Annotated in this window: 21 protein-coding genes, 2 tRNA genes and 1 other RNA gene; 19 read left to right on the plus strand and 5 right to left on the minus strand. The window is 72.9% G+C overall.

Features of this window, described 5'->3' with window-relative positions; genetic code table 11:
• Positions 1–65: 65 nt before the first annotated feature.
• From F0L68_RS12910 to F0L68_RS12965, 12 genes are all read left to right on the plus strand, one after another.
• The gene (locus tag F0L68_RS12910; protein WP_149849775.1) at positions 66–554 is read left to right on the plus strand and encodes a tRNA adenosine deaminase-associated protein; all 489 of its coding nucleotides are present in this window, start codon (positions 66–68) and stop codon (positions 552–554) included.
• Positions 551–1,048, plus strand: a complete 498-nt coding sequence (locus tag F0L68_RS12915) for a nucleoside deaminase (protein WP_149849776.1) — start codon at positions 551–553, stop codon at positions 1,046–1,048. The genes F0L68_RS12910 and F0L68_RS12915 overlap by 4 nt, the downstream gene beginning before the upstream one ends.
• A gap of 95 nt (positions 1,049–1,143) precedes the next feature.
• The gene (locus F0L68_RS12920; RefSeq protein WP_223198745.1) at positions 1,144–1,734 is read left to right on the plus strand and encodes an RNA polymerase sigma factor; all 591 of its coding nucleotides are present in this window, start codon (positions 1,144–1,146) and stop codon (positions 1,732–1,734) included.
• 135 nt (positions 1,735–1,869) lie between these two features.
• Positions 1,870–1,958, plus strand: a tRNA-Ser gene (locus F0L68_RS12925).
• Between the two features lie 237 nt (positions 1,959–2,195).
• Positions 2,196–2,801, plus strand: a complete 606-nt coding sequence (locus F0L68_RS12930; RefSeq protein ID WP_149849778.1) for a helix-turn-helix domain-containing protein — start codon at positions 2,196–2,198, stop codon at positions 2,799–2,801.
• 69 nt (positions 2,802–2,870) lie between these two features.
• Entirely contained in the window at positions 2,871–4,040 is a 1,170-nt protein-coding gene (locus F0L68_RS12935; RefSeq protein ID WP_149849779.1) for an NAD(P)/FAD-dependent oxidoreductase, read from the plus strand.
• A 115-nt stretch (positions 4,041–4,155) separates the two neighbouring features.
• Positions 4,156–4,422, plus strand: coding sequence for a (2Fe-2S)-binding protein (locus tag F0L68_RS12940; RefSeq protein WP_149849780.1), 267 nt, complete (start codon positions 4,156–4,158; stop codon positions 4,420–4,422).
• Entirely contained in the window at positions 4,419–5,768 is a 1,350-nt protein-coding gene (locus tag F0L68_RS12945) for an NAD(P)/FAD-dependent oxidoreductase (protein ID WP_149849781.1), read from the plus strand. The genes F0L68_RS12940 and F0L68_RS12945 overlap by 4 nt, the downstream gene beginning before the upstream one ends.
• Positions 5,765–6,688: a dihydrodipicolinate synthase family protein gene (locus F0L68_RS12950; RefSeq protein WP_149849782.1), complete on the plus strand. Its 924-nt coding sequence runs from the start codon at positions 5,765–5,767 to the stop codon at positions 6,686–6,688. The genes F0L68_RS12945 and F0L68_RS12950 overlap by 4 nt, the downstream gene beginning before the upstream one ends.
• A 1-nt stretch (position 6,689) precedes the next feature.
• Positions 6,690–7,691, plus strand: a complete 1,002-nt coding sequence (locus tag F0L68_RS12955) for a proline racemase family protein (protein WP_149849783.1) — start codon at positions 6,690–6,692, stop codon at positions 7,689–7,691.
• Positions 7,688–9,052 (plus strand): aldehyde dehydrogenase family protein, encoded by a 1,365-nt coding sequence (locus F0L68_RS12960; RefSeq protein ID WP_149849784.1) that lies wholly within the window; start codon positions 7,688–7,690, stop codon positions 9,050–9,052. Before F0L68_RS12955 ends, F0L68_RS12960 begins: the two co-directional genes overlap by 4 nt.
• Positions 9,053–9,150: 98 nt before the next feature.
• Positions 9,151–10,572, plus strand: coding sequence for an aminopeptidase P family protein (locus tag F0L68_RS12965; protein ID WP_149849785.1), 1,422 nt, complete (start codon positions 9,151–9,153; stop codon positions 10,570–10,572).
• Between the two features lie 142 nt (positions 10,573–10,714).
• Here F0L68_RS12965 and F0L68_RS12970 read toward each other — a convergent pair.
• Positions 10,715–10,799 (minus strand) — tRNA-Ser (locus F0L68_RS12970).
• Between the two features lie 192 nt (positions 10,800–10,991).
• On the opposite strand from F0L68_RS12970, the gene F0L68_RS12975 reads away from it, so the two are divergent.
• On the plus strand, positions 10,992–11,693 hold the full coding sequence (locus tag F0L68_RS12975) for a rhomboid family intramembrane serine protease (RefSeq protein ID WP_188316548.1): 702 nt from the start codon (positions 10,992–10,994) through the stop codon (positions 11,691–11,693).
• Between the two features lie 60 nt (positions 11,694–11,753).
• Here F0L68_RS12975 and F0L68_RS43500 read toward each other — a convergent pair whose 3' ends face one another.
• Positions 11,754–12,404: a hypothetical protein gene (locus F0L68_RS43500; protein ID WP_223198746.1), complete on the minus strand. Its 651-nt coding sequence runs from the start codon at positions 12,402–12,404 to the stop codon at positions 11,754–11,756.
• A gap of 190 nt (positions 12,405–12,594) precedes the next feature.
• Here F0L68_RS43500 and ffs point away from each other — a divergent pair.
• Together ffs and F0L68_RS12990 are read left to right on the plus strand one after the other, a co-directional pair.
• An RNA gene (gene ffs / locus F0L68_RS12985) (signal recognition particle sRNA small type) lies at positions 12,595–12,691 on the plus strand.
• Positions 12,692–12,721: 30 nt separating this feature from the next.
• Complete coding sequence (locus tag F0L68_RS12990) at positions 12,722–14,869, plus strand: DNA polymerase III subunit gamma and tau (RefSeq protein WP_223198747.1); 2,148 nt, start codon at positions 12,722–12,724, stop codon at positions 14,867–14,869.
• A 501-nt stretch (positions 14,870–15,370) separates the two neighbouring features.
• Here the strand turns inward: F0L68_RS12990 and F0L68_RS12995 are convergent.
• Together F0L68_RS12995 and F0L68_RS13000 are read right to left on the minus strand one after the other, a co-directional pair.
• Positions 15,371–17,167 carry a S9 family peptidase gene (locus F0L68_RS12995; RefSeq protein ID WP_149849788.1) on the minus strand — a complete coding sequence of 599 codons (1,797 nt, stop codon included), beginning with the start codon at positions 17,165–17,167 and terminating at the stop codon, positions 15,371–15,373.
• Between the two features lie 8 nt (positions 17,168–17,175).
• Entirely contained in the window at positions 17,176–18,075 is a 900-nt protein-coding gene (locus tag F0L68_RS13000) for an N-acetylmuramoyl-L-alanine amidase (RefSeq protein WP_223198748.1), read from the minus strand.
• 80 nt (positions 18,076–18,155) lie between these two features.
• Between F0L68_RS13000 and F0L68_RS13005 the strand changes: the two genes are divergently transcribed.
• From F0L68_RS13005 to F0L68_RS13015, 3 genes are all read left to right on the plus strand, one after another.
• On the plus strand, positions 18,156–18,497 hold the full coding sequence (locus F0L68_RS13005; protein ID WP_223198778.1) for a YbaB/EbfC family nucleoid-associated protein: 342 nt from the start codon (positions 18,156–18,158) through the stop codon (positions 18,495–18,497).
• Positions 18,498–18,512: 15 nt separating this feature from the next.
• Entirely contained in the window at positions 18,513–19,121 is a 609-nt protein-coding gene (gene recR, locus F0L68_RS13010; protein WP_149849789.1) for a recombination mediator RecR, read from the plus strand.
• 74 nt (positions 19,122–19,195) lie between these two features.
• On the plus strand, positions 19,196–19,735 hold the full coding sequence (locus F0L68_RS13015; RefSeq protein ID WP_188316549.1) for a uridine kinase family protein: 540 nt from the start codon (positions 19,196–19,198) through the stop codon (positions 19,733–19,735).
• A 20-nt stretch (positions 19,736–19,755) separates the two neighbouring features.
• On the opposite strand, the gene F0L68_RS13020 is transcribed toward F0L68_RS13015, so the two are convergent.
• A complete protein-coding gene (locus F0L68_RS13020; RefSeq protein WP_149849790.1) occupies positions 19,756–22,956 on the minus strand; it encodes an AfsR/SARP family transcriptional regulator in 3,201 nt (1,066 codons plus the stop codon).
• Positions 22,957–23,197: 241 nt separating this feature from the next.
• Between F0L68_RS13020 and F0L68_RS13025 the strand changes: the two genes are divergently transcribed.
• On the plus strand, positions 23,198–24,883 hold the full coding sequence (locus tag F0L68_RS13025; RefSeq protein ID WP_149849791.1) for an ABC transporter substrate-binding protein: 1,686 nt from the start codon (positions 23,198–23,200) through the stop codon (positions 24,881–24,883).
• The last annotated feature ends 16 nt before the right edge of the window (positions 24,884–24,899 follow it).

Consider the following 24,899-nt stretch of genomic DNA (forward strand, 5'->3'; position numbering starts at 1 on the left):
GTCCTGTGACGCGAAACCGGGGGTTGGTGCTACCAGTGTGATGCCCCGCCCCCTACGGTGTGTGCATGGCGGAGCACGAGCCGGTCGGGGGCTTCGCCGTCGCCGTCGTCCGGGAGGACGGCAGGTGGCGGTGCAGCACGATGGACAGCTCGGCCCTGGCCGAGCTCGACGCGGCGATAACCGAACTGCGACAGCTGCGGTCGACCGGCGCGGTCTTCGGCATGCTGGCGGTCGACGACGAGTTCTTCATCGTCCTGCGGCCGGTGCCGGGTGGGGTGTCCCTGCTGCTGTCCGACGCGGCCGCGGCGCTCGACTACGACATCGCGGCCGACGTGCTCGACCTGTTGCGGGTGGACCCGCCGGACGAGGAGGACGAGGAGCTGTGGCCGGAGGGCGACCTCGGCCTGCTCACGGACCTCGGCCTGCCCCAGCACGAGCTCCAGGTGATCGTCGACGAGGTCGACCTGTATCCCGACGAGCAGCTCCAGATGATCGCGCAGCGCTGCGGGTTCGGCGACGAGTTCAGCAAGCTGCTCGACCGCATCCAGGCGTGAGGTCGGACGAGACGCTGGTCAGGGCCGCCATCGCGGAGGCCCGGCTGGCCGAGGCGTCCGGTGACGTGCCGATCGGCGCGGTGGTCTTCGACTCCGACGGCGTCGAGCTGGCCCGCGCGCACAACGCCAGGGAGGCGCTCGGCGACCCGACCGCGCACGCCGAGGTGCTGGCGCTGCGGGCCGCGGCGGCCAGGCACCGCGACGGCTGGCGGCTGACCGGCTGCACGCTGGTGGTGACCGTCGAGCCGTGCACGATGTGCGCCGGCGCGCTGGTGCTGGCGCGGGTGGCCAGGGTGGTGTTCGGCGCGTGGGAGCCGAGGACGGGGGCCGTCGGCTCGCTCTGGGACGTGGTGCGGGACCGGCGGCTGAACCATCGTCCCGAGGTGGTCGGCGGCGTCCTGGCGGCCGACTGCGCCGCGCTGTTGGACGGGTTCTTCGCCGATCACCGGGACGGGGCCGAGGACGTGCAGGACAGGTTCACCACCGACACGTAACCCGCACGGGGGATCGTCGCCAGCGGACCGTCGTTCCCGCTGCCACGATGACGCTGCTCCGACGTGCGGCTTCTCGTGGTGGCAGGGGGTGGGTAGTGCTCGGTTCCGGAGGAACGTCGCTGTCCGGACCAGAGATCGAGGACGCGGCGCTGTCCGCGCGGACAGCCCTCGGCGACGTCGCGGCGTTCGAGCTGCTGTTGCGGCGGTACCAGGACCGGGTGTTCGGGATGTCGCTGCGGATGCTCGGCGACCACGGCGAGGCCGAGGACGCGTCCCAGGAGGTCTTCGTCACGGCTTGGCGGCGGATGTCCGAGCTGAGCGATCCCGGCGCGGTCCGGACCTGGCTGTTCCGCATCGCGCACCGGCACTGCCTCGGCGTGCTCCGCAAACGCAGGGACCACCGGACCTACCCGACCGACGACCTGTCCGGGGTGGACGGCAAGTCCATGGTGGACGGGTGGACCGACCCGCAGCGCGCGACCGAGGCCGGCGCGGGCGTGCGGGCGCTGCGGGTGGCGCTGCGGCAGCTCCCGCCGGCGCAACGCGCGGTGTGGCTGCTCGCCGAGGTGGACGGCCTGTCCTACGCGGAGATCGCCGAGCTGGTCGGCACCGGCGAGCAGGCCGTGCGCGGCAGGCTGTCCAGGGCGCGGACCCGGCTGGCCGAAAGCATGCGGGTGTGGCGTTAGGCCGTGTCCCGCGCTATCGGAGAACACCGCGTCGACCCTCGAAACCCGGCGCGTTCGGGCCGTGCGACCCGGCCATCCGGGCTGACCGTGGGGTGGGTGCCCGAGCACGGTCCCCGATCCGGTAATGTTCTCGGCGGTAGCGTGTCCGAGCGGCCGAAGGAGCGCGCCTCGAAAGCGCGTGAGGGCAACCCCCTCCGTGGGTTCAAATCCCACCGCTACCGCCAGCCGTCGAGCCGGCCACCCTCAGGGTGGCCGGCTCGACGCTTGTCCGGGTGAGTGTCGTTCGGCCGTCTTCGCTCGTTCACCCGATGTGGGGAAGATCCAACCTGACCAGGCTCGACCACGACGTGGTGCACATCAACGCCGAGTTCGCCGACCAGGCAAGCGACCACGACCCGCGCGCGCCGACCGGGGTGAAGTAGCCTCGCGCACCGTTGGTTCGTCTGGTCGAGGAGGCCGGGATGGCTCGGGAACAGGCCGGTCAGGTGCTGGCGGCGAACCTGCGCGCGCTGCGCGAGAAGGGTGGCCTCTCGCTGTCCGAGCTCGCCAGGCGCTCGGGCATCGCCAAGGGCACGCTGTCGCTGTTGGAGTCCGGCACCGGCAATCCGACCATCGAGACGGTGTTCAGCTTGTCGAACGCTCTGGATGTTCCGGTGTCCACCCTGCTGACCGCGCGGGCGACCCCGGACGTGGTGCTGGTCCGGTCCGACGGCCTTGAGGTGCTCAGCAGCAACGCGGTGGATCTGCGCATGCTGCGGCGGATGGACGTCACCGAGACGGTGTTCGAGCTCTACGACCAGCGGGTCAGGCCAGGCGAGGTGCAGCGGTCGGAGGGGCACCCCGGCCTCGAGCACGTCGTGGTGACATCCGGCGTGCTCAGGGTGGGTCCGCCCGAGTCGCCATACGAGCTCGGGCCCGGCGACTACGTGTGTTTCCCCGCGCAGTCGCCGCACATCTACGAGACCGTGGATGGCCCGGTCGTCTCGGTGCTGCTGCTCCAGTACCCGGCGGACGCCGGCCCTCCGGCACACGGCGGATCCTGCGCTCACCCGGTCGGTCGACCCTGAGGGCTTGACCCGCGCGACGGCCCGCCATACTCTCGCAATCGTTCAATACATAGAACGATGGTGGTCAGCGTGGCGTACTCGGATGTGGTGGTTGTCGGGGCAGGCGTGGTGGGTGCCGCCTGCGCCGAGGCGCTGAGCGCCGCCGGCAGCACGGTCACCGTGCTCGACCGGGGCGCGCCGGCGTCTGGCACCACCGCGGCCGGCGAGGGCAACATCCTGGTCTCCGACAAGGGACCCGGCGCAGAGCTGGAGCTCGCGCGGGCCTCCCGGTCGCGCTGGCCCGAGCTGCTCGCCGAGCTGCGCGAGGAGCTGGGCCCCGCGCTCGCCGACGTCGAGTGGGAACCCAAGGGTGGCGTGGTGGTCGCGACCTCGGCCGAGTCCGCCGCGCCGCTCGCCGAGTTCGCCGCCGCGCAGCGCGCGGTCGGGGTGGACGCGCGGCAGGTCACCCCGGCCGAGGCCGCCGAGCTCGAACCGCACCTCACCCCGCGCGTCGTCACCGCAGTGCACTACCCGGAGGACGCCCAGCTCCAGCCGGTGCTGGCGGCCACGACGCTGCTCGCCGCCGTGCGCCACCGGGGCGGCCAGGTGCGTGCTGGTGTCGCGGCGCTCGGCGTTGAGCGGGGCGCGAACGGCGCGGTCAGCGGGGTGCGCACCAGCGAGGGTGTGCTGCCGTGCGGCGCGGTGGTCAACGCCTGCGGGCCGTGGGCCGGCGCGTTCGCGGAGGCGGCAGGCGCGCCGATCGCGGTGCTGCCCCGGCGCGGCATGGTGCTGGTGACCGGTCCGCTGCCGAAGACGGTGTGGCACAAGGTCTACGACGCCGACTACGTGGGCGCGGTGACCAGCGGGGAGGCCGGCGTCCAGACGTCGACCGTGATCGAGTCGACCGGCGCGGGCACGGTGCTGATCGGGTCGAGCCGGCAGCTGGTCGGCCTCGACGAGACGATGCGCGTTGAGGTGCTGCGCGAGCTGGCCCGCAAGGCCGTCGCGCTGTTCCCGGTGCTCGCCGGCGTGCCGGTGCTACGCGCCTACGGCGGTTTCCGCCCCTACGCGCCGGACCACCTGCCGGTGATCGGTGCCGACCCGAGGCTGCCCGGCCTGTGGCACGCGACCGGGCACGAGGGCGCCGGCATCGGGCTGGCAGCGGCCACCGGCCGGCTGATCGCCGAGCTGGTCACCGGCCGGCCCACCCACGTGGACGCCGAGCCGTTCCGCGTCGACCGTCCGGGGGTGCTGCTGTGAGGGGCCGTGTCGGTGCGGAGCGGTGCCCGTGGGCGGGGGCCGGGTCGCCGTGTGGCGGGCTGTCGTGCGGTGCCGGCGTGTGTCGCCGCGGTGTCGATCGTCTGGGGGTGCTGCTGTGAGAGTTCGCGTTGACGGGCAGGAGAAATCGGCACTGCCGGGTCAGACCGTGGCCGGCGTGCTGCTCGCCGGCGGCCGCGTTTCCTGGCGTACCACCAGGAACGGCGATCGGCCGCGCGGGGTGTTCTGCGGCATCGGCGTCTGCTTCGACTGTCTCGTCGTGGTCAACGGCGTGCCGGACGTCCGCGCCTGCCAACGGGTCGTGGCCGACGGCGACGAGATCCGCACCCAGCTCGGGGCCGAGCTGCCGGGGAGCGCCTCGTGAACCGCGTCGTCGTGGTCGGCGCCGGCCCGGCCGGCATGGCAGCCGCGAGGGCCGCCGCGGCGACTGGTGTCGAGGTGGTGCTGGTGGACAGCGCGCAGGGCCTCGGCGGTCAGTACCACAGGCGCGCGCCGGAGTCGTTGGGCGGCAACGAGATCCCGCCGATTCCCGGCGTGCGGCACCTGGCCGCGACGACCGTGTGGGCACTGGAGCCCGTGCCGGGCGGCCACCGCCTGCACCTGCGCACCGGGCCGGCCGACGCGCCGGGCCGCCAGGCCACCGTCCTCGACACCGCCGCGCTGGTGCTGGCCACCGGCGCCTACGACCGCGCCCTGCCGTTCCCCGGCTGGGACCTGCCAGGCGTGTTCACCGCGGGCGCGGCCCAGGCGCTGGCCAAGGGGCAGAAGGTCGCGGTCGGCAGTCGGGTGCTGCTGGCCGGCACCGGGCCGTTCCTGCTGCCCGTCGCCGAATCGCTGATCGGCGTCGGCGCGCGGGTGCTCGGCGTCCTTGAGGCCAACATCCCCGTCGGCGGCTGGCTGCGCGACCCCTTGGCGCTGCTCGCCGGCCGCGCCAAGGCCGCCGAGCTGGCCCGCTACGTCACCATGCTGGCCAGGCACCGGGTGCCCTTCCGACCGCGCACCACCGTGATCGCCGCGCATGGCACGGACCGGGTCACCGAGGTCACCACCGCGCGCCTGACCGCCGACTGGCGGGTGCGGCCCGGCAGCGAGCGGCGGGTGCCGGTGGACGCGGTGTGCGTCGGCTTCGGCTTCACCCCGCAACTGGAGCTCGCGGTGGCCGCCGGTTGCCGGCTGGCCGGCGAGTTCGTCGAGGTGAACGAGGCCCAGGCGACCTCGGTGGCAGGGGTGTTCGCGGCCGGCGAGATCACCGGCATCGGCGGCGCCGACCTGTCCGAGGCCGAGGGTGTGCTCGCCGGGCTCGCCGCCGCGAGACTCCTTGGCGGGCAAGGGGAAACCCCGCGCCGCGCGATCGCTGCGGTCCGCGCGGGCCGGCGGTTCGCCGCCGCGCTCGACCGTGCTCATCCCGTCCGCGCCGGCTGGCAGAGCTGGCTGGCCGAGGACACCCTGATCTGCCGCTGCGAGGAGGTCGACTACGGCGCGCTGTGCCGCGCGGTGCGGGACCGCGACGCCATCGGCGTCCGCTCGCTCAAGCTGGTCAGCCGCGTCGGCCTCGGCGCGTGCCAGGGCCGGACCTGCGGCCGCAACGCGGCCGACCTCGTCGGCGGCCTCGACCCGGCCGGCCTCGCCCGGCGCCCGATCGCCGCCCCGGTGCGGCTCGGCGAACTCGCCACAACCCCGGTTCACCCCAACGAAAGGGACACGTCATGACCCAGGACAAGCTCGACGGTCTTATCGTCGCCGCCGCGCTGCCCTACGCCGAGGACGCCTCCGCGCCCGCCGGGCTGCGAGTCGACCTGGACCGCTTCGCCGAGCACTGCCGGTGGCTGGTCGACAACGGCTGCCGTGGCGTCGGCCCGAACGGCTCGCTCGGCGAGTACTCCTCGCTCAGCGACGACGAGCGCAGGTCCGTGGCCCGCACCGCCATCGAGGCGGTCGGCGACAAGGGCGTCGTGGTGGTCGGCGTGCATGGCGTCGGCGCGCACCAGGCGCGGGCCTGGACCGAGGCCGCCGCCGAGGACGGCGCGGACGGCGTGCTCTGCCTGCCGCCCACCATGTACCGGGGCAACCTCGCCGACATCGTGCACCACTTCGAGCAGGTGGCCAGCGTCGGCCTGCCGGTGATGGTCTACAACAACCCGATCGACACCAAGATCGACCTGAAGCCGGACATGCTCGCGGAGATCGCCGCGCTGGACAACGTCGTCGCGATCAAGGAGTTCTCCGGGGACGTGCGGCGGGTGCTGGAGATCCGCGAGCTGATCCCGGACGTCGCCGTGGTCGCCGGCGCCGACGACGTGGCGCTGGAGTCGATGCTGGTCGGCGCCACCGGCTGGTTCGCTGGCTTCCCCAACGTGTTCCCCGCCGAGTCCGCGCGCCTGTTCGAGCTGGCGCAGCAGGGCAGGCTGGCCGAGGCGCGCCCGCTCTACGAGGCGCTGGTGCCGGCGTTCCGCTGGGACTCGCGGCCGGAGTTCGTGCAGGCCATCAAGTACGGCATGGACATGGTCGGCCGCTTCGGCGGTCGGTGCCGCCCGCCGCGCGGCCCGCTGACCGAGCCGATGCGCGCCTCCCTGCACGCGGACATGGGCCTGGCCATCGACTACCTGCGCGCGAACCCGGTGGCCGCCTGACATGCGGGCCACCAGGTACTACAGCGCGGTCGACTCGCACACGGAGGGCATGCCGACCAGGGTGATCACCGGTGGCGTCGGGGTGATCCCCGGCGCGACGATGGCCGAGCGCCGCACCTACTTCGTCGAGAACCTGGACCACATCCGCGAGTTCCTGGTGAACGAGCCGCGCGGGCACTCCGCGATGAGCGGTGCCATCCTCCAGCCGCCGACCCGCCCCGACGCCGACTGGGGCGTGCTCTACATCGAGGTCTCCGGCTGCCTGCCGATGTGCGGGCACGGGACGATCGGCGTGGCGACCGTGCTGGTGGAGACCGGCATGGTCGAGGTGACCGAGCCGGTCACCAGGGTGCGGCTGGACACCCCGGCCGGGCTGGTCATCGCCGAGGTCGCGGTGCGCGACGGCCGCGCCGAGTCGGTGACGATCGAGAACGTGCCGTCCTTCTCGGCCGAGCTGGACGCCGTGGTCAAGGTGCCCGGCCTCGGCGAGGTGCGCTACGACCTGGCCTACGGCGGCAACTTCTACGCGATCCTGCCGCTCGCCGAACTCGGCATCCCCTTTGACAAGGCGGAGAAGGACCGGATGATGACCGCCGGTCTGTCCATTATGGACGCGATCAACGAGCAGCGCAGGCCGCTGCACCCGACCGACCCGAACATCAACGAGTGCAAGCACGTGCAGCTCGTCGCGCCGGGCACGGACGGCAGCCACGCGCGCAACGCGATGGCCATCCACCCCGGCTGGTTCGACCGTTCACCGTGCGGCACCGGCACGTCCGCGCGGATGGCGCAGCTGCACGCGCGCGGCGAACTCGGCATCGGCGAGGACTTCGTGAACGAGTCGCTGCTCGGCACGAGGTTCACCGGCCGGCTGGTGGACCGCACCACCGTCGGCGGCCTCGACGCGGTGGTGCCGACGGTGACCGGGCGGGCCTGGATCACCGGCATGGCGCAGTACCTGCTCGACCCGACCGACCCGTTCCCGAAGGGATTCATCCTGTGACCCGCGTGGTTTCGACGTCGCCGCAGCGGCCTGCCGACGTGCTGCTCGACGTCCCGGCGGCCGGCGCGGCCGAGGTCGCCTCGGCCGTGGCGCTGGCCCGCACCGCCCAGCGGGACTGGGCATCGGCCGGCCCCGCCGTCCGGGCTGGGGCGCTCAACGCGATGGCCGACGCGATGGCCGGCAATGCGGCCGAACTCGCCGAACTGGCGGTCCGCGAGGTCGGCAAGCCGGCTGGCGAGGCCGCCGGCGAGGTGGCCAGGGCCGTCGCGATCCTGCGCTACTACGCGCAGCAGGCCTACGACCCCGTCGGCGAGACCTACCCCGCGGCGAGCGGGCTCGCGTTCACCGTGCACCGCCCGCGCGGGGTGGCCGGGCTGATCACCCCGTGGAACTTCCCGCTGGCCATCCCGGTGTGGAAGGCCGCGCCCGCGCTCGCCTACGGCAACGCGGTGATCATCAAGCCAGCGCCGGACGCCACCGCCTGCGCGCTGCGGCTGGCCGAGCTGTTCTCGCCGCACCTGCCCGACGGCCTGTGCACGGTGCTGCCCGGCGCGGCCGAGGCGGGCGAGGCCCTGGTCGACGCGGTCGACCTGGTGTCGTTCACCGGTTCCGGCGCGGTCGGCCGCCAGGTCGCGGTCGCCGCGGCCCGGCGGGGCATCCCGGCCCAGTGCGAGATGGGCGGACTGTCCGCCTCGATCGTGCTGCCCGACGCGGACGTCGATGTCGCGGCCACCGGAGTCGCCTATGCCGCAATGGGTTTCGCCGGCCAGAAGTGCACGGCGACCAAGCGGATCGTGGTGGTCGGCGACCCGGCTCCGTTCGCCGAGGCGCTGCGTGCGCGGATCGACGCGCTCGGCTACGGCGACCCAGCGGAACCTAGTGTCGCGGTCGGCCCGGTGATCAACGCGGCGGCCAAGCAGCGGGTGCTGGACGCGGCCGCCGAGGCCGAGCGGGCCGGCGGCAAGCTGCTGACGGGCGGCCCGGACGGGGACGCCGACGGCTGGTTCGTCCGCCCGGTGCTCGTCGCCGGGCTCGACGCGACGGCCCGGCTCAACCGGGAGGAGGTGTTCGGCCCGATCTGCGCGATCACCGGCGTGCCCGACGCGGCTGCCGCGCTCGCGCTGGCCAACGCCACCGGCTACGGCCTGGTCACCTCCTTGTACAGCAACGATCTCGACCGCGTGCTGTCCTATGTGGACGGCTGCCAGTCCGGCATGGTGAAGGTCAACGCGCCCACCACCGGCGTGGACTTCCACCTCCCCTTCGGCGGTGAGAAGGAGTCCGGCTACGGCGGCCGGGAGCAGGGCAAGGCGGCGGTGCGGTTCTACACCTCGCCGCGCACGGTCCAAGTCGGTGCGTGACCGCGCGGCCCCGGGATTTGCCCGGTGGCGCACGTGATGGTGTATTGCGGAAGCGGCCGGCGACCCCGGCCCTGGCACAGGGATGTGGAGGGAACGCGATGAGCAGCGACCGTCCGGCACGGCGCGATCCGAGCAGGCTCAGCGACGCGACGGGGTTCCGCGACTTCGTCCGGCACGACTGGGGTCCGCCGGCGCGCGCGGTGACCCTCACCGACGGCGCCGCGGCGGCCGCCGCCGCGCACCGGGACCGGCTCTCCGCCGAGTTCCCCGGCCAGCGCATCGCGGTCGCCGCAGGCAGGGCCCCGGTCAGGGCCAACGACACCGACTACGCGTTCCGCCCGGACAGCGACTTCTCCTGGCTGACCGGCTGCGCCGCCGAGGGCGCCGTGCTGGTCATGCAGCCGGTGGGCGGCGGCCACGACGCCGTGCTGTACCTGCGCGAGCCCGCGGGCCCCGCCGAGGCGGACTTCTTCGCCAACGCCCGCGACGGCGAGCTGTGGAACGGCCCGATGGCCGGCCTGCCGGAGTGGACCGAGGCGCTCGGGCTGACCTGCCGCTCGCTGGTCGAGCTGCCGGCGGCGCTGCGCGGCCAGTACCCGACCGCGTTGGCGACCACGGGCGTCGAGCCGCTGCTCGACGCGCTGCTCGGCGGCGACGACCGCGAGCTCCGGCGCACCCTCGCCGAGCTGCGCAGGATCAAGGACGACTGGGAGGTCGGCCAGCTGCGGGCCGCGGTCGACGCGACCGTGCTCGGCTTCGCCGAGGTGGCCCGCGAGCTGCCGACGGCGATCAGGGGCGGCGGCGAGCGGTGGCTCCAGGGCACCTTCGACCGGCGTGCCCGCACCAGCGGCAACGCGCCGGGCTACGCCTCCATCGTGGCCGCGGGCCACCACGCGCCGGTGCTGCACTGGGTGCGCTGCGACGGATCCGTGCCGGAGGACGGCGTCGTGCTGCTCGACGCCGGTGTCGAGCTGAACACGCTGTACACGGCGGACGTGACGCGCACCTTCCCCGCGTCGGGGACGTTCAGCACGCCGCAGCGGCAGGTGTACGACCTGGTGCTTGCCGCGCACCTCGCCGCGATGGACGAGGTGAAGCCGGGGGCGGAGTACAAGGCGTTCCACCACACCGCGATGCGGGTGCTCGCGGAGGGCCTGCACGACTGGGGCCTGCTGCCGACGTCCGTCGACAAGGCGCTCGACCCGGACGGCCAGCACCACCGCAGGTACATCTGCTGCGGGATCGGCCACTTCCTCGGGCTTGACGTGCACGACTGCGCGCGGTCCAGCGCCGAGAAGTACCACGAGGGCAAGCTGGAGGTCGGCATGGCGCTGACCGTCGAGCCCGGCCTGTACTTCCACCCCAACGACCTCACCGTGCCGCCCGAGCTGCGAGGCATCGGCGTGCGGATCGAGGACGACCTGGTGGTGACCGAGTCCGGCGCGGAGGTCATCTCCGACGCCCTGCCGATCACCGCCGAAGGCCTCGAGGAGTGGGTCACCGCCCAACTCCGAGGCTGATCGCGGCCGCGCCCCCGTTCCGTTCGAACAGCGGAGCGGGGGCGCGGTTGTTCTCGGGAGTTTCCAGCGTCCGGCGGCGTCGACCGCCGGAAACGACGAAGGCCCGGAAGCCATGGCTTCCGGGCCTTCGTCGTCTCGCGAGCGGAGGATGGGGGATTTGAACCCCCGAGGGTTTTATCCCAACACGATTTCCAGTCGTGCGCACTAGGCCACTATGCGAATCCTCCGTGGGGAAGCCTACCCGAGCGGTGGTTGACCAGCCAAAACGGCTGGTAGCGGCGGGTGCGCGCGCGTCGGCCACCGGCAGGATCCGGCGAAGGCCGCCACGTCCACACCTCGCGTGACCAGGACGAATGTCACGGCGGAACCCAGCGCAATCGGCATTTCGCGGCGGCGCGCTCCCGGGCGAGACTCTGCCCATGAACAACAAGGTCAGCCTGCTGCGCCGGTTTCCGGTCGTGGCCGTGGTGGTGTTCGCCGTCACGGCCACGACGTCCGTCGCGCAGTTCTTCGTCACCGGCATGCTGACCTCGCTGCAACGCGACGCCGACCGGATCTCGGCGGGGCAGTGGTGGCGACCGGTCACGTCCATGTTCGTGCAGGACGGCGGCGTCGCCGGCACCGTCTTCAACCTGGCGACGCTGCTGCTGATCGGGGCGATCGCCGAGCAGCTGGTCAGCCGGCCGCGCTGGCTCGTCGGCTACTTCGGCGGCGGGCTGGTCGGCGAGTCCGCCGGCGCCCTCGGCTGGCAGCCGGTCGGCGGCGGCAACTCGGTCGCGGTGAACGGCCTCGCCGGTGTGGTGATCGTCTGCCTGCTCACCCGTCGGGGCGCCCCCGACCAGCTGACCCAGACCGCCGCGCTGCTCGTCTCGCTCTACGCGGTCGTCGAGGTGCTGTCCACCTTCCACAACGCGCTGGCCGTCCCGATCGGCTGCGCGGTGTGCGTCGCGGGCTTCAACGTGCTGCGGGCGAGGAACACCACACTCGCGATCCGCATCGCGACCGTCCTCGCGCCGCTGTGCGCGGTGTTCCTGTTGGCCCGCACCGACATCCACGGGGCCGCGCTGACCGGCGGGCTCGTCATTGGGGCCATCAGCCTCGCGGTCGCGCGCCGGAGGTGACGAGCGTCGCCCGGCCACCCCGTTCCCTCGGATGGCCGAGCGACGTCGTGGCCGGTCGGCTCAGAGGCCGCCGACCTTCACCGGGAACTTGTGGATGGTGGCGACCGTGGTGTCGGGGTTCTCCAGGTCGATCAGGTCGACCGGGTTCTGCAACCGGTACAGATCGCCCTTCGGCGGGAACTGGGTGAGCTGGCCGATGAGCTTGGCAGGGTCCTTGGTGGTCAGGATCAGCGGCTCCGCCCGTTCCGGCTGTTCGATGACCATGGTGAAGCTCAGCACCATGAGCTGCTCGTACTTCGGTGGGAAGTGCTGCGTCAGCCTGAGCACGCTCTTCGGGTCGGCGTCGACGTCGTTCTGCTCGAGGGTGATGGAGCCGCCGCCGGCACGTTGGGGCAGTTCCGCGCTCATCTTGAAGCCGACCACCCGCAGCCGCACGCTGTTGTACGGGTCGTCCGGGTTGACGTCGACTCGCACCTTGATGCCGCCCCGGAAGTCCACCGTGACCAGCGCGGTCCTGATCTGGAGTGGGACGTTCATCGCGAGCATGGACATCGGGATCTCCGCGCCGATCGGCGGCAGGCCGTGCGATCCCGGCGGCCTGGGCGGCGCGGCCTGGGCGGCCGGCGCCCCGCACACGGCCAGCGCGGCGAGGGCGGTCAGCACCATGACCAGCAGGCGCTTCGGGGTCTGTCGTCTCACGTTGGCGAACACGCTGCACTGCCTCCTTGTTGGGATGACGGAAGTTCGGCCGCTTCAGCGTTGATCGCCCCGGCCGGCTCGGAAAGCAGGTTCGCCGCACCGTGGGGTGACCTCACACAGTCAGATCAACGTGACAGCAGGTAGTGATCGAGGGGTGTCCCCCGGTCGGGCGTGAGCCCCCGCCGAGGCTTCGCTACACTTGAGCCGGACCCCACGCGGTGTCCATCTCGTGAATCTCCCCAGGGCCGGAAGGCAGCAAGGATAAGCGGGCTCTGACAGGTGCGTGGGGTCCCCTTTTTATGTCTGGGGCCCCCGGTACTGTCTACGGCGTGGCGCTCGCCCTTTATCGCAAGTACCGTCCGGCCACCTTCGCCGAGGTGGTGGGTCAGGAGCACGTCACCGACCCGCTGCGGATCGCCCTCGCGGCCAAGCGCGTCAACCACGCCTACCTGTTCTCCGGCCCCCGGGGCTGCGGCAAGACCTCCAGCGCCCGGATCCTGGCCCGCTCGCTGAACTGCGTGCAGGGGCCGACGCCGGACCCGTGCGGCGTGTGCAACTCGTGCGTGGCGCTGGCCCCCAACGGCACCGGCAACGTCGACGTGATCGAGCTGGACGCGGCCAGCCACGGTGGCGTCGACGACACCCGTGAGCTGCGGGACAAGGCGTTCTACGCGCCGGCCGAGTCGCGCTACCGGATCTTCATCATCGACGAGGCGCACATGGTCACCACGCAGGGCTTCAACGCCCTGCTGAAGATCGTGGAGGAGCCGCCGGAGCACCTGATCTTCGTCTTCGCCACCACCGAGCCGGACAAGGTGCTGCCGACGATCCGCTCGCGTACGCACCACTACCCGTTCCGGCTGATCCCGCCCGGCGCGATGCGGGCGCTGCTCGAACGCAACTGCGCCGCCGAGGGCGTCACCGTGGCCGCGCCGGTGTTTCCGCTGGTCATCAAGGCGGGCGGCGGTTCGGCGCGAGACACCCAGTCGGTGCTCGACCAGCTGCTGGCCGGCGCGGGACCGGAAGGCGTCACCTACGACCGCGCGGTGGCGCTGCTCGGGGTCACCGACGTCGCGTTGATCGACCAGATGGTCGAGGGGCTGATCGCCGACGACGGCCCAGCCGTGTTCGGCACGGTCAACAGCCTGGTCGAGGCGGGCCACGACCCGCGAAGGTTCGCCGCCGACCTCCTCGACCGGCTGCGCGACCTGGTCCTGCTGAAGGCGGTCCCGGATGCCGCAACGAAGGGGCTCGTCGCCGCGCCGGAGGACGAGCTGGCCACGATGATCAGCCAGGCCGACCGCATGCGGGCGGGCACGCTGACCCGCTACGCCGAGACCGTGCACGCCGGCCTCACCGAGATGCGCGGGGCGACGGCCGCGCGGCTGCTGTTGGAGCTGGTCTGCTCGCGGATGCTGCTGCCGTCGGTCGCCGACGGCGAGTCCGCGATGCTGCAACGGCTGGAGGCGCTGGAGACGCGCGCCACGCTCGCGCCCGGCGCACTCGCCGCGGCACCGGCCGCCGGTCAGGCGCCGGCGCGCGGGGGAGCGGCGGAGGACGCCGGCAGGGCCCCGGCGTTCCAGCGGCCCTCGCAGCGGCCCGCCGAACCGGCCGCGGCCGCCGAGCCAGCAAGGCGACCCGAGCCCGCCCAGCCCGCGCGGCAGGAACGCCCCGCCGAGCCCGAAGCCGCGCCGGCCGCCCAGGCGCCCGCGCCGCAGGCCGCGCCGGTCCAGCAGCCGGTTCAGGCCGCGCCGGCCGCTTCCGTTCAGTCGGCGCCGGCAGCACCCGCGCCGACCGAGCCCGCGCAGGCAGCACCGGCACAGGAAGCGCCTGCTCAGGCGGTGCCGCAAGCGGTTGCGCCGGAGGTCGTGCAGGTCCCCGACGCGGACGTGCCCGTGTCCGGGGCGCTGGACGCGGTGGCCGTCCGCCGGGTGTGGCCGCAGCTGCTCGCCGCCGTGCGGGCCGCCAGCCGCAGCACCGAGGCGATGTTGAGCAACGCCACCGTGCAGGAGGTCGCCGGCAACACCGTGGTGGTCTCGCACACCTCGGCCCCGCTGGCCCGCAGGCTGGCCGAGCCGCGCAACTCCGACGCCATCGCGCAGGCGCTGACCTCGGTGCTCGGCGGCCAGTGGCAGGTCCGCTGCGTGCACGGCGAGCCCGGCGCGGTGGCCGCTGCGCCCGCCGCGGCCAAGCCGGCCAGGCCGGCGCCGACCAGGCCGAGCCAGGGCGCGCCGCGCGAGGACGGCGAGCAGCCGCCGCAGCGCAGGATGGTGCCCTCGCGCGACACCACGCCGCTGCCGCCCGAGCCGCCGGAGCTCGACGAGCCGCCGCCGCCGGAGCCGGAGGACGAGGAGGAGCTGCTTGCCGAGGCGGCCCGTCCGCAGGAGCCGGGTACCGATGGCAAGCGTCTTGACCCTGAGGAGATCGCGCTCCAGCTGCTGGCCGATGAGTTGGGTGCCAAGCCGTTGAAGTCCTGAGGCCACGGTGTGCCTGGGCCGGTGCGGAGCTGCTTGCTGAGGCGGCTCGCCCGCAGGAGCCGGGTACCGATGGCAAGCGTCTTGATCCCGAGGAGATCGCGCTCCAGCTGCTGGCCGATGAGTTGGGTGCCAAGCCGTTGAAGTCCTGAGGCCACGGTGTGCCTGGGCCGGCGAGGAGCTGCTTGCTGAGGCGGCTCGCCCGCAGGAGCCGGGCACCGACGGTAAGCGTCTTGATCCCGAGGAGATCGCGCTTCAACTGCTCGCTGACGAGTTGGGTGCCAAGCCGCTGAAGTCCTGAGCCCATGGTGTGCCTGGGCCGGTGCGGAGTTGCTTGCTGAGGCGGCCCGTCCGCAGGAGCCGGGCACCGACGGTAAGCGCCTTGATCCTGAGGAGATCGCGCTGCAACTGCTGGCTGACGAGTTGGGTGCCAAGCCGTTGAAGTCCTGAGCCCGCGATGAGTCCGCGCCTGCGTCGTGCCGGCGCGGACACACCGCGGGTGGATCAGCGGGTCAGGACCCTGGCCACGAAGGCCGCCGCCTTGGGGTAGGCGTCCAGGCGGTTGGTCCGCTTGGCCAGGCCGTGGCCCTCGTCGCCGTACACCAGCAGCTCGCACTCGACGCCGTGCTCGTGCAGCGCCTCGGCCACCTGCTCGGCCTCGCTGAGCGGCACCCGCGAGTCGTTCGCGCCGTGGATCACGAACAGCGGCGCGCGGATCTGGTCGACCCGGTTCAGCGGCGAGGCGCTGTGCAGGAACTCGCGGTCGCGCTCCAGCGAGCCGTACTCGCGCTCGCGGATCGCGCGCCGGTACGGCGAGGTGTTCTCCAGGAAGCTGACCAGCGAGGAGATCCCCACGATGTCCACCCCGGCCGCCCAGCGCTCCGGCTGGAACGCGAGCCCGGCGAGCACGAGGTAGCCGCCGTAGGACCCGCCCCACAGCGCGGCCCTGCTCGGGTCGAGGCCGAGCGAGGGCAGCCAGTCGTGCAGCGCGGCGAGGTCGGCGACCGCGTCCAGCCTGCGGCGCACGTCGTCGGCCGAGTACCAGCGCTTGCCGTAGCCCGTCGAGCCGCGCACGTTGGGCACCAGCACGGCGTGCCCGGCCGCCACCAACCCCTGCACGATCGCGTTGAACATCAGCGTGGACTGGCTTTCCGGGCCGCCGTGCAACACCAGCACGGCCGAGCCAGCGACACCGTCCACTGTGGACGTTGGCCGGTAGACGAGGCAGGGCACCAGTTCGCCATCCGGGGTCGGCACCCGGTGGTGGCTCGGGGTGACCAGCGCGTCGGCGAACGCGGCGGACGAGTCGGTCAGCGCGCGCGTCGCGCCCGTGTCGGCCTCGACCAGCAGCACGTCGCCGGGGGTGGTCGGCCCGCTGAACGTCAGCACCGCGAACCGGGAGTCCGGCGACCACACCGGTTCCGGCAGCGGATAGCGCACCCAGCCGTCCTCCGGCAGCGGCACCGACCGCAGCCGCGCGCCCGTCGTCGCGTCGTGCAGCGCGAGCCGCGCGGCCCCGTCGTCGTTGGCCAGCACCAACAGCAGCCTGCCGTCCGGCGACGGGTAGCCGATCAGGTCGAACTCGTCGTCGGTGACCAGCCAGGACCACTCGCCCTCGTGGTGCCTGGCGATGCCGGTCAGGTCCCGTCCCCGGTTGCTGGTGACCACCAGCGAGCCGTCGGGCAGCCAGTTCGGGTGCGTGTTCTTGGCGTGCTGGTTCTCGTCGGTCAGCTCGCGGACGTCCCCGTCCGCGACCACCAGCACCTGGTCGGAGTGCGGCGGCACGGCCGGCATCCGGATCGCGAGCCGTTCGCCGTCCTGGGACAGCGTGCCGTCCATCACCATGCCGCCGCGCGCGAAGAGCACCCGCTCGACACCAGTGGACACCTCGCGGACCACGACGTCGAAGTCGACGCGGTTGCGGCGGTTCGTCAGGTACACCACGCGGTCCGGCAGCACCTGGATCGGGCTGTGGATGAAGTTCGGGTCGTGCACCAGCGGTTCGAGATCGGCCAGCGTCGCGGGGCGCTCGGGCAGCGGGTCGAGCCGCAGCAGCGAGAGCTGCGTTCGCTCGTTGCCGCCGTCGTCGTGCGCCACCAGCACGGCCCGCTCGCCGGGCAGGTAGTGGCCGGAGCACTTGCCGGGCAGGTCAGTCAGCCTGGTCACCGTGCCGTCCTGGCCGAGCTCGACGAGCTGGACCGAGCCCGTCTCGTCCCAGCCGGCCAGCACCCGCCCCGCGTCGTCCACGTCGAAGGCGCGCCAGGTGCGCCGTTCCATCAGTTGTTCGATATCCGTCCCCATGCTGATCATTATCCCAGGTAGGACGCGATCGCCGAGGCGATCGCGTCCGCGTAGCGCTGGCGCCCCTCGGCGCTGCTGAGGGTGCTGGCCTCGGCGGAGTCGCGCATGTTTCCGCACTCCACCAACACCTTCGGCTGCTCGGACAGGTTCAGCCCGGCGAGGTCCGCGCGCCCGTCGAGGCCGTTCGAGCCGATGTAGTTCGCGGTGGGGAACCCGGCGGCCACCATGGCGTCGCGCAGGGTGTTCGCCAGCCTCGTCGTCGGCGCGCCCTGCGCCGCGTTGACCGGCGGATTCGGGTAGGCGACGTGGAAGCCGTGCGCGCCCGAGGTGAGCGAGCCGTCCGCGTGGATGGACACCACGGCCGCCGCGTTGGCCCGGTTGCCGATCCCGGCCCGCTCGTCGACGCACGGTCCGACGCTGGTGTCGTCCTGTCGGGTCAGCACCACCTGGTAGCCCTTGGCCGTCAGCGCGGTGCGGACCCGGAGGCTGACGTCCCAGGTGAAGGCGTGCTCCGAGTAGCCGGCGTTGGTCGCGGTCCCGGTGGTGTCGCACTCCTTGGTCTGCCCGCGCCCGGCCGGCACCTGCCGGTTGATCGCGGTGGGGTTCGCGGCGTTGCCGCCGTTGTGGCCAGGATCGAGCACGACCACCTGCCCCGGCTTGGCGGCCAGCTGCTTCGGTGCCGACGTGCCGGGGGCGGCCGGGCTGCTCGGCGCTGGGTTGCTCGGCGCCGGGCTGCCGGCGGCGGGGCTGCTCGGGGCCGGGCTGGTCGCCGACGACGGGGCCGAGGACGAGGTCGCGCCCGCGCTGGCCGGCTGCGGCTGGCCTGCCGCCGTCGGTCGGCTGCAACCGGACAGGAGCAGGCAGGCGGTGGCGAGGGTGGCCACCGCGACCAGAGGGGATCGCTGCACGTCGCCTACGGTGCCAGAGTCGGCACGGTTACCCTGGCAGTACGCCAGAGTTGGTGGCAGGACCGACGAGAGGAACCGTGGTGCAACCCGGTCAGATGCAGCAAATCCTCCAGCAGGCGCAGCAGATGCAGCAGCAGCTCGTCGCCGCGCAGCAGGAACTCGCCGACGCGGAGGTGACCGGAACCGCCGGCGGCGGCCTGGTGACCGCCACCGTCACCGGCAGCGGCGAGCTCAAGGGCCTGGAGATCGACCCCAAGGCGGTCGACCCCGAGGACACCGAGACTCTTGCCGACCTGGTGGTGGCGGCCGTTCGCGACGCCAACCGGGCCGCGCAGGAACTCGCCGCCGAGAAGATGGGACCGCTCAGCAGCGGCATGAGCGGGCTCGGCGACCTGGGCAGCCTCGGTCTGCCCGGCTTCTAGTAACGGACGGACGGGGTGTACGAGGGCCCGGTACAGGACCTGATCGACGAGCTGGGGCGGCTGCCTGGGGTCGGGCCGAAGAGCGCCCAGCGCATCGCGTTCCACCTGCTCGCGGCGGAGCCCGCCGACATCGCCCGGTTGCAGGACGCGCTGCAACGGGTGAAGGAGGGCGTCGTCTTCTGTGAGGTGTGCGGCAACGTCTCCGAGGAGACGCAGTGCCGGATCTGCCGCGACGCGCGGCGCGACTCGACCGTGGTGTGCGTGGTCGAGGAGCCCAAGGACGTGGTCGCCGTCGAGCGGACCAGGGAGTTCAAGGGCCGCTACCACGTGCTCGGCGGGGCGCTCGACCCGTTGTCCGGGGTCGGTCCCGACCAGCTGCGGATCCGGCAACTGCTGGCCAGGCTCGGCGCGGCCGACGGCGGGGCGGAGATCTCCGAGATCATCATCGCCACCGACCCGAACACCGAGGGCGAGGCCACCGCGACGTACCTGGTGCGGATGCTGCGCGACTTCCCAGGGCTGACCGTGACCCGGCTGGCCTCCGGCCTGCCGATGGGCGGCGACCTGGAGTTCGCCGACGAGCTCACCCTCGGCCGGGCGCTGTCCGGCCGCCGCGCGATGTGACCGAGGCCGGTCAGGGCGGCGTCCCGCGAGCCGGCGGGCGCCGTCCTGCCGTCTCAGTTCTTTCCGCTGTGTCTGTGGCGGCGGCGGTTTTGGCCGCGCCTGCCCGGCTTGGCGGGGTGCGGGTGTTGGCGGTGGACGGGCCGTCCGGGGCGGGCAAGTCGACCGTGGCCCGCGCGGTCGGGGCGGCCCTGCGCGAGCGGGGTGTCGCGGTCGAATCGGTGCCCACCGACGACTTCGCCACCTGGGACGACCCGGTGTCATGGTGGCCGAGGCTGGTGGACGGCGTGCTCGATCCGCTGCGGCGCGGCTCGCCCGGCCGGTACCGGCGGACGACCTGGGACGGTAGCGTGCCCCGGCTCGGCGAGTGGCGCGAGGTGCCCGTGCCGGACGTGCTGGTGGTCGAGGGCGTGTCCTCGGCGCGGCGTTCGGCGCGGCCGTCACTGAGCCTCGCGGTGTGGGTGGAGCTGGCCGAGGAAATGCGGCTCGAGCGCGCGGTGGCCAGGGACGGCGAGTCCAGCCGGGAGCAGTTGCGTCGGTGGCAGGCGTTCGAGCGGGGTTGGTTCGCGGTGGACGGCACGCGCGCGGCGGCGGGACTGCGGGTGGCAAGCCCCTAGTTGGATCAGAACAGCCGCCGTCAGCCCGAGACCCCAAGCCCGGCAAGGCATTCCGCCGCCGCGGCCAACCGTGCCCGACCCGGGGCGTCGTCACCCGCCGCCACCCTGGCCGCCCCGGCCAGCCGCAGCGCCAGCGCCCTGGTCACCCGCTGCCCGGTGGCTTCCGCCAGCCGCACGCCCTCGTCCCCGCAGCGCGCCGCCTCCGCCAGGTTCCCCGCGTCCAGCTGCGCCTGCCCGAGCGTCACCAGCGCCCCGGCCTCCGCCAGCCGCAGTCCCGACCCGCGCACCTCGGCCAGCGCCCGCTCCGCCGTCCGCACCGCCTCGGCCACCCGGCCCTGCGCCCGCCACACCGCGGCGAGGCCGCGCAGCGACACGCACACGCCCCACGGATAGCTCGTCCGCTCCGCGATCCGCAGCGCGGTCTCGTGGTGGCCCGCCGCATCGGCCGGCCGCCCCGCCGCGCACAGCGCCGCGCCGAGCTCGTTGCGCGCGTCGCACTCCGCCTTGGGGTCGTCCACGGCGAGCGTCAGCCGCAGCGCCTCGTCCGCCTCCGCGATCGCCTCCTCGTACCGCCCGAACGCCGCGTGCACGATCGCCAGCCCCTCGTGCACGGTGTGCTCGAACGTGCGCGCGCCGGCCAACCGGTACAGCGCGAGCGCCCTTCGGTGGTGCTGCTCGGCCCTGGTCAGCTCGCCGAGCTCGGCGTAGGCCTCGCCGAGCGCCCGCTCGCAGTTGGCCTGGCTCAGCGCGGAACCCAGCCGCGTGCCGGCCGCGAGCGAGTCGGTGAAACACCGCACCGCCCTGCCGAGCTGGCCGAGCTGGAGGTACACCCCGCCGAGGTTGAACAGCGCGATCGCGGCCCGCTCCGGCGCGTCGATCCGCCTGGTGATCTCCAGCGACAGCTCCAGCCGTTCCACCGCCTGCTCCAGCTCGCCGAGGTCGATGTGCACGCTGCCGATGTTGGACAGCGACGCCGCCACCGCCTCCTCGTCGCCCGCCTCGCGCTGCAACGGCACGGCCCGCTGGTAGTGCGCGATCGCCGACCGCCGCCTGCCGAGCACCCAGTACAGGGTGCCAAGCGCGCTCCACATCGCCCCCTCGCCCTGCCCGCTGCCGGCCTGCCGCGCCGCGTGCAGCCCAGCCTCGGCCGCGGCCAGCCACTCCACCTGGAGCCCCTGCGCGTAGAAGTAGCCGCGCAGCGCGTCGGCCAGGTGCCAGGCGTAGCGCCGTGGCCCGCGCTCGGCCGCGTGCAGGACGGCGGCGACCAGGTTCGCGCGCTCGGCGTCCAGCCAGGCCACCGCCGCGACGCCGGTGGCCTGCGTCATCGGCGTGACCTCGGCCCGCTCCGGCCCTCTGGGCAGCCGCAGCAGCGAGCTGCTCATCGCCCCGACCGCGTTGTCCACGCTGCGCAGGTACCATTCCAGCAGGCGGGTGAGGGCCAGCTCCTGGCCAGCGCCCGGCTCCTCGGCGGCGGACCGTTCCGCCGCGTACTCGCGCAGCAGGTCGTGCAGCTGGTAGCGGCCGTCGGCGTGGTGGTCCACCAGGTTCGCGGCGGCGAGCCGGTCGAGCAGCCGCGCGGCCTCGGCGGTCGGCAGCGCGCCGAGGGCCGCGGCGGCCTCGGCGGTCACCTCGGGGCCGGGCACCAGGCTGAGCAGCCGGAACAGCCGCGCGGGCGCGGCGGGCAGGGCCGCGTAGGAGAGGTCGAACGCGGCCCGCACCGCGGCGAGCGCGTCGCCGTCCACGGTGAGCGCGGCCAGCCGGTTGCCGACCCGCAGCTCCCGCACGTACCTGGCCACGGACGTGCCGGGCCTGCTGGCGAGGTTCGCCGCCGCGATCCGCAACGCCAGCGGCAGGTGCGCGCACAGCCCGGCCAGCTCGTCGGTCGCCGAGGGCTCCGCGCCGACCTGGGCGTCGCCGAGCATGCCGGCGAGCAGCTCCCGCGACTCCTCGCCGGTCAGCATGGCGAGGCGGACCTGCCCGGCGCCGAGGTCCCGCAGCGTGTCCCTGCTAGTCACCAGCACCGCGCAGCCGGAGCGGCCGGGCAGCAGCGGGCGGAGTTGTTCTGCGGTCGCGGCGTTGTCCAGCACCACGAGCACGCGGCGGCCGCGCAGGGTCGAGCGGTACAGCTCCTCCTGCCCGCGCTGGTCGAGCGGCACGGCCTCCGGCGCGATGCCCAGCGCGCGCAGGAACCGGGACAGCGCGTCGACCGCGCTCAGCGGCGGTCCCGGCGCGTAGCCGCGGAGGTTCACGTAGAGCTGGCCGTCGGGATAGCTGGCGCGCAGGCGGTGCGCGGCGTGCACGGCGAGCGCGGTCTTGCCGACGCCGGGCGGCCCGGTGACGGCCACCACGGGTGTGTCGCCAGCGCGCAGCAGCCCGCCGAGCCCCGCGACCGTCTCGGCCCTGCCGACGAAGTCCGCGATGTCGGCGGGCAGCTGCGAGGGCACCACCCAGTCGTCCCGGTCGCGCGCGGCGGCCAGTTTCCCGTCGCCCGCGCGGATTCGCTGGTACAGCTCGCGCAGCCGCTCGCCGGGGTCGATGCCGAGCTCGCCCAGCAGCTCGTCGACCCGGTGGTAGGCCGTCAGCGCGTCGGCTGGCCTGCCGCAGCGGTACAGCGCGAGCATCAGGTGCGCCCAGAACCGTTCCCGCAGCGGGTGTTCGCCGGTCAGCTCGCGCAGTTCCGGCACGAGTTCGGCGTGCCGGCCGAGCGCGAGGTCGGCCTCGACGCGGCGTTCAAGGGCGTGCAGCCTGCGCTCGGTCAGCCTCGGCACCTCGTCGCGGTGCAGCGACTCCGACGGCACGTCGGCCAGCGCGGGTCCGCGCCACTGCGCCAGCGCCCCGGCGAACGAGGTGGCGGCTGCGGTTAGCGCGCCTGCGGCCAGCTCGCGTTCGCCGGAGGCGAGCAGTCGGTCGAAGCGCAGCAGGTCCAGCGACCTCGGAGAGACTTCAATCACGTAACCGTCCGGAACCGTGCGGATCGCCTTCGTAGTCCCGAGGGTCCGGCGCAGTCGCATGACATAGGTCTGGAGGGTCGCCCTGGTCCGCGCGGGCGGCTCGTCGCCCCACAGCCGCTCGGCGAGCTCGTCGACGGACACCACGACGCCGGCGCGCAACAGCAGGGCCGCGAGCAACGCACGCTGCCGTCCCGCGCGCACCACGACCGGGTGGCCGCCGACCAGAACGGCGAGTTCGCCGAGCACCCGGAACTCCACTTCCGAGTCCATCGGCTCCCCTCTCACGGTCAGGCCCGAGTTGCGCTGCGTGACCCCAGTGTCCGCCTCCGTGGCGGTGGGTTGGCACTCGGTGTGGAAGTCGTCACGCACGGTCCGCAGGCCATGCCCGAAAAGTACTGAGAAGGCACTTCGCGTGGCCGGATCGTGACCTTCGCTACCTTAGGAACGCGTACGTGAACCGGTTAGTGTCGGCGACCACACCGTGAGAAGTCGAACGTCCGAGGGGTGCCAGATGCTCCAAAACCGAACGGCCCAGCGCCGCCGCCTGGCCTTGGTCGGCCTGGCAGGCGTAGTGGCTCTCTCCCTTTCCGCCTGCGCGCAGTCCCAGCGCAGCGCGGACACCTCAAACGGGTCCGGCAAGGTCGGCGGCACGCTGACCTTCGGGGCGGCGGGTGCGCCCAAGCTGTTTGACCCGTTCTACGCGACCGACGGCGAGACCTTCCGGGTCGCGCGCCAGATGTTCCAGGGCCTGGTCGGCTTCAAGCCGGGCACCGCGCAGGCGCAGCCCGACCTCGCCGAGAAGTGGGACTCCAGCCCCGACGGCAAGACCTGGACGTTCGCGCTGAAGACGGGCGTCAAGTTCCACGACGGCACCGACTTCAACGCCGACGCGGTCTGCGCCAACTTCAACCGCTGGTACGGCCAGAAGGGCGCAGCCCAGAGCGACGCGGTCTCCCAGTACTGGGTCGACAACTTCGGCGGCTTCTCCGACGGCGCCAAGCCCTCGCTCTACAAGTCCTGCACGGCCAAGGACGCCAAGACGGCCGTCATCGAGCTGACCGCGGTCACCTCGAAGTTCCCCGACGTGCTCGGTCTGCCGTCGTTCGTCATGCAGAGCCCGACCGCGATGAAGAAGTACGACGCGGACAACGTGACGGCGCAGGGCGACAGCTTCACGTACCCGTCCTACGCCCTTGAGCACCCGACCGGCACCGGGCCGTTCAAGTTCGGCAAGTACGACAAGGCCAACAACACCGTCGAGCTGGTCAAGAACGACGACTACGCGGGTGACAAGGTCAAGCTGGACAAGCTGGTCTTCAAGATCATCCCGAACGAGACCGCGCGGAAGCAGGCGTTGCAGGCCGGCGACATCGACGGCTACGACTTCCCGAACGCGGCCGACTGGGACCAGCTCAAGAAGGCCGGCTTCAACGTGGCCATCCGGCCCGCGTTCAACATCCTGTACCTGGGCATCAACCAGAAGAACGTGCCGCAGCTGCGCGACCTCAAGGTGCGCCAGGCCATCGCGTACGGGATCAACCGCGAGCAGCTGGTGAAGTCGCAGCTGCCCGAGGGCGCCAAGGTCGCCGACGAGTTCATCCCCGACACGGTCACCGGCTACACCCCGGACGTGCAGAAGTACAACTACGACCCGGAGAAGGCCAAGAGCCTGCTCAAGGAGGCCGGCGCCACCGACCTCACGCTCAACTTCTGGTGGCCAAGCGAGGTGACCAGGCCGTACATGCCGAGCCCGAAGGACATCTTCGGCGCGTTGTCGGCCGACCTCGCCAAGATCGGCATCAAGACCAACGCGGTCACCAAGCCGTGGAACGGCGGCTACATCGACGGCATCGACCAGGCGCAGGCCGACCTGTTCCTGTTCGGCTGGACCGGTGACTTCAACACGCCGGACAACTTCCTCGCGCAGTTCTTCGGCGCGCCGGACAACCGGCTCACCACCGGCGCCTCCCCGTGGGGCCAGTCGCTCGCCGACAGCATCAAGGCGGCCGACGCCGAGCCGAACAAGGACAAGCGCACCCAGCTGTACCAGGACATCAACAAGAAGGTCATGGGCGAGTACCTGCCGGCCGTGCCGGTCTCGCACTCGCCGCCCGCCCTGGTGCTCAAGTCCGACATCAAGGGTCTCGTGCCCAGCCCGTTGACCGATGAGCGATTCGGCTCGGTCAGCAAGGGCTGACCGACAACCAACGGGG

It is taken from the genome of Solihabitans fulvus, from assembly GCF_008386585.1.
Taxonomy (GTDB): domain Bacteria; phylum Actinomycetota; class Actinomycetes; order Mycobacteriales; family Pseudonocardiaceae; genus Solihabitans; species Solihabitans fulvus.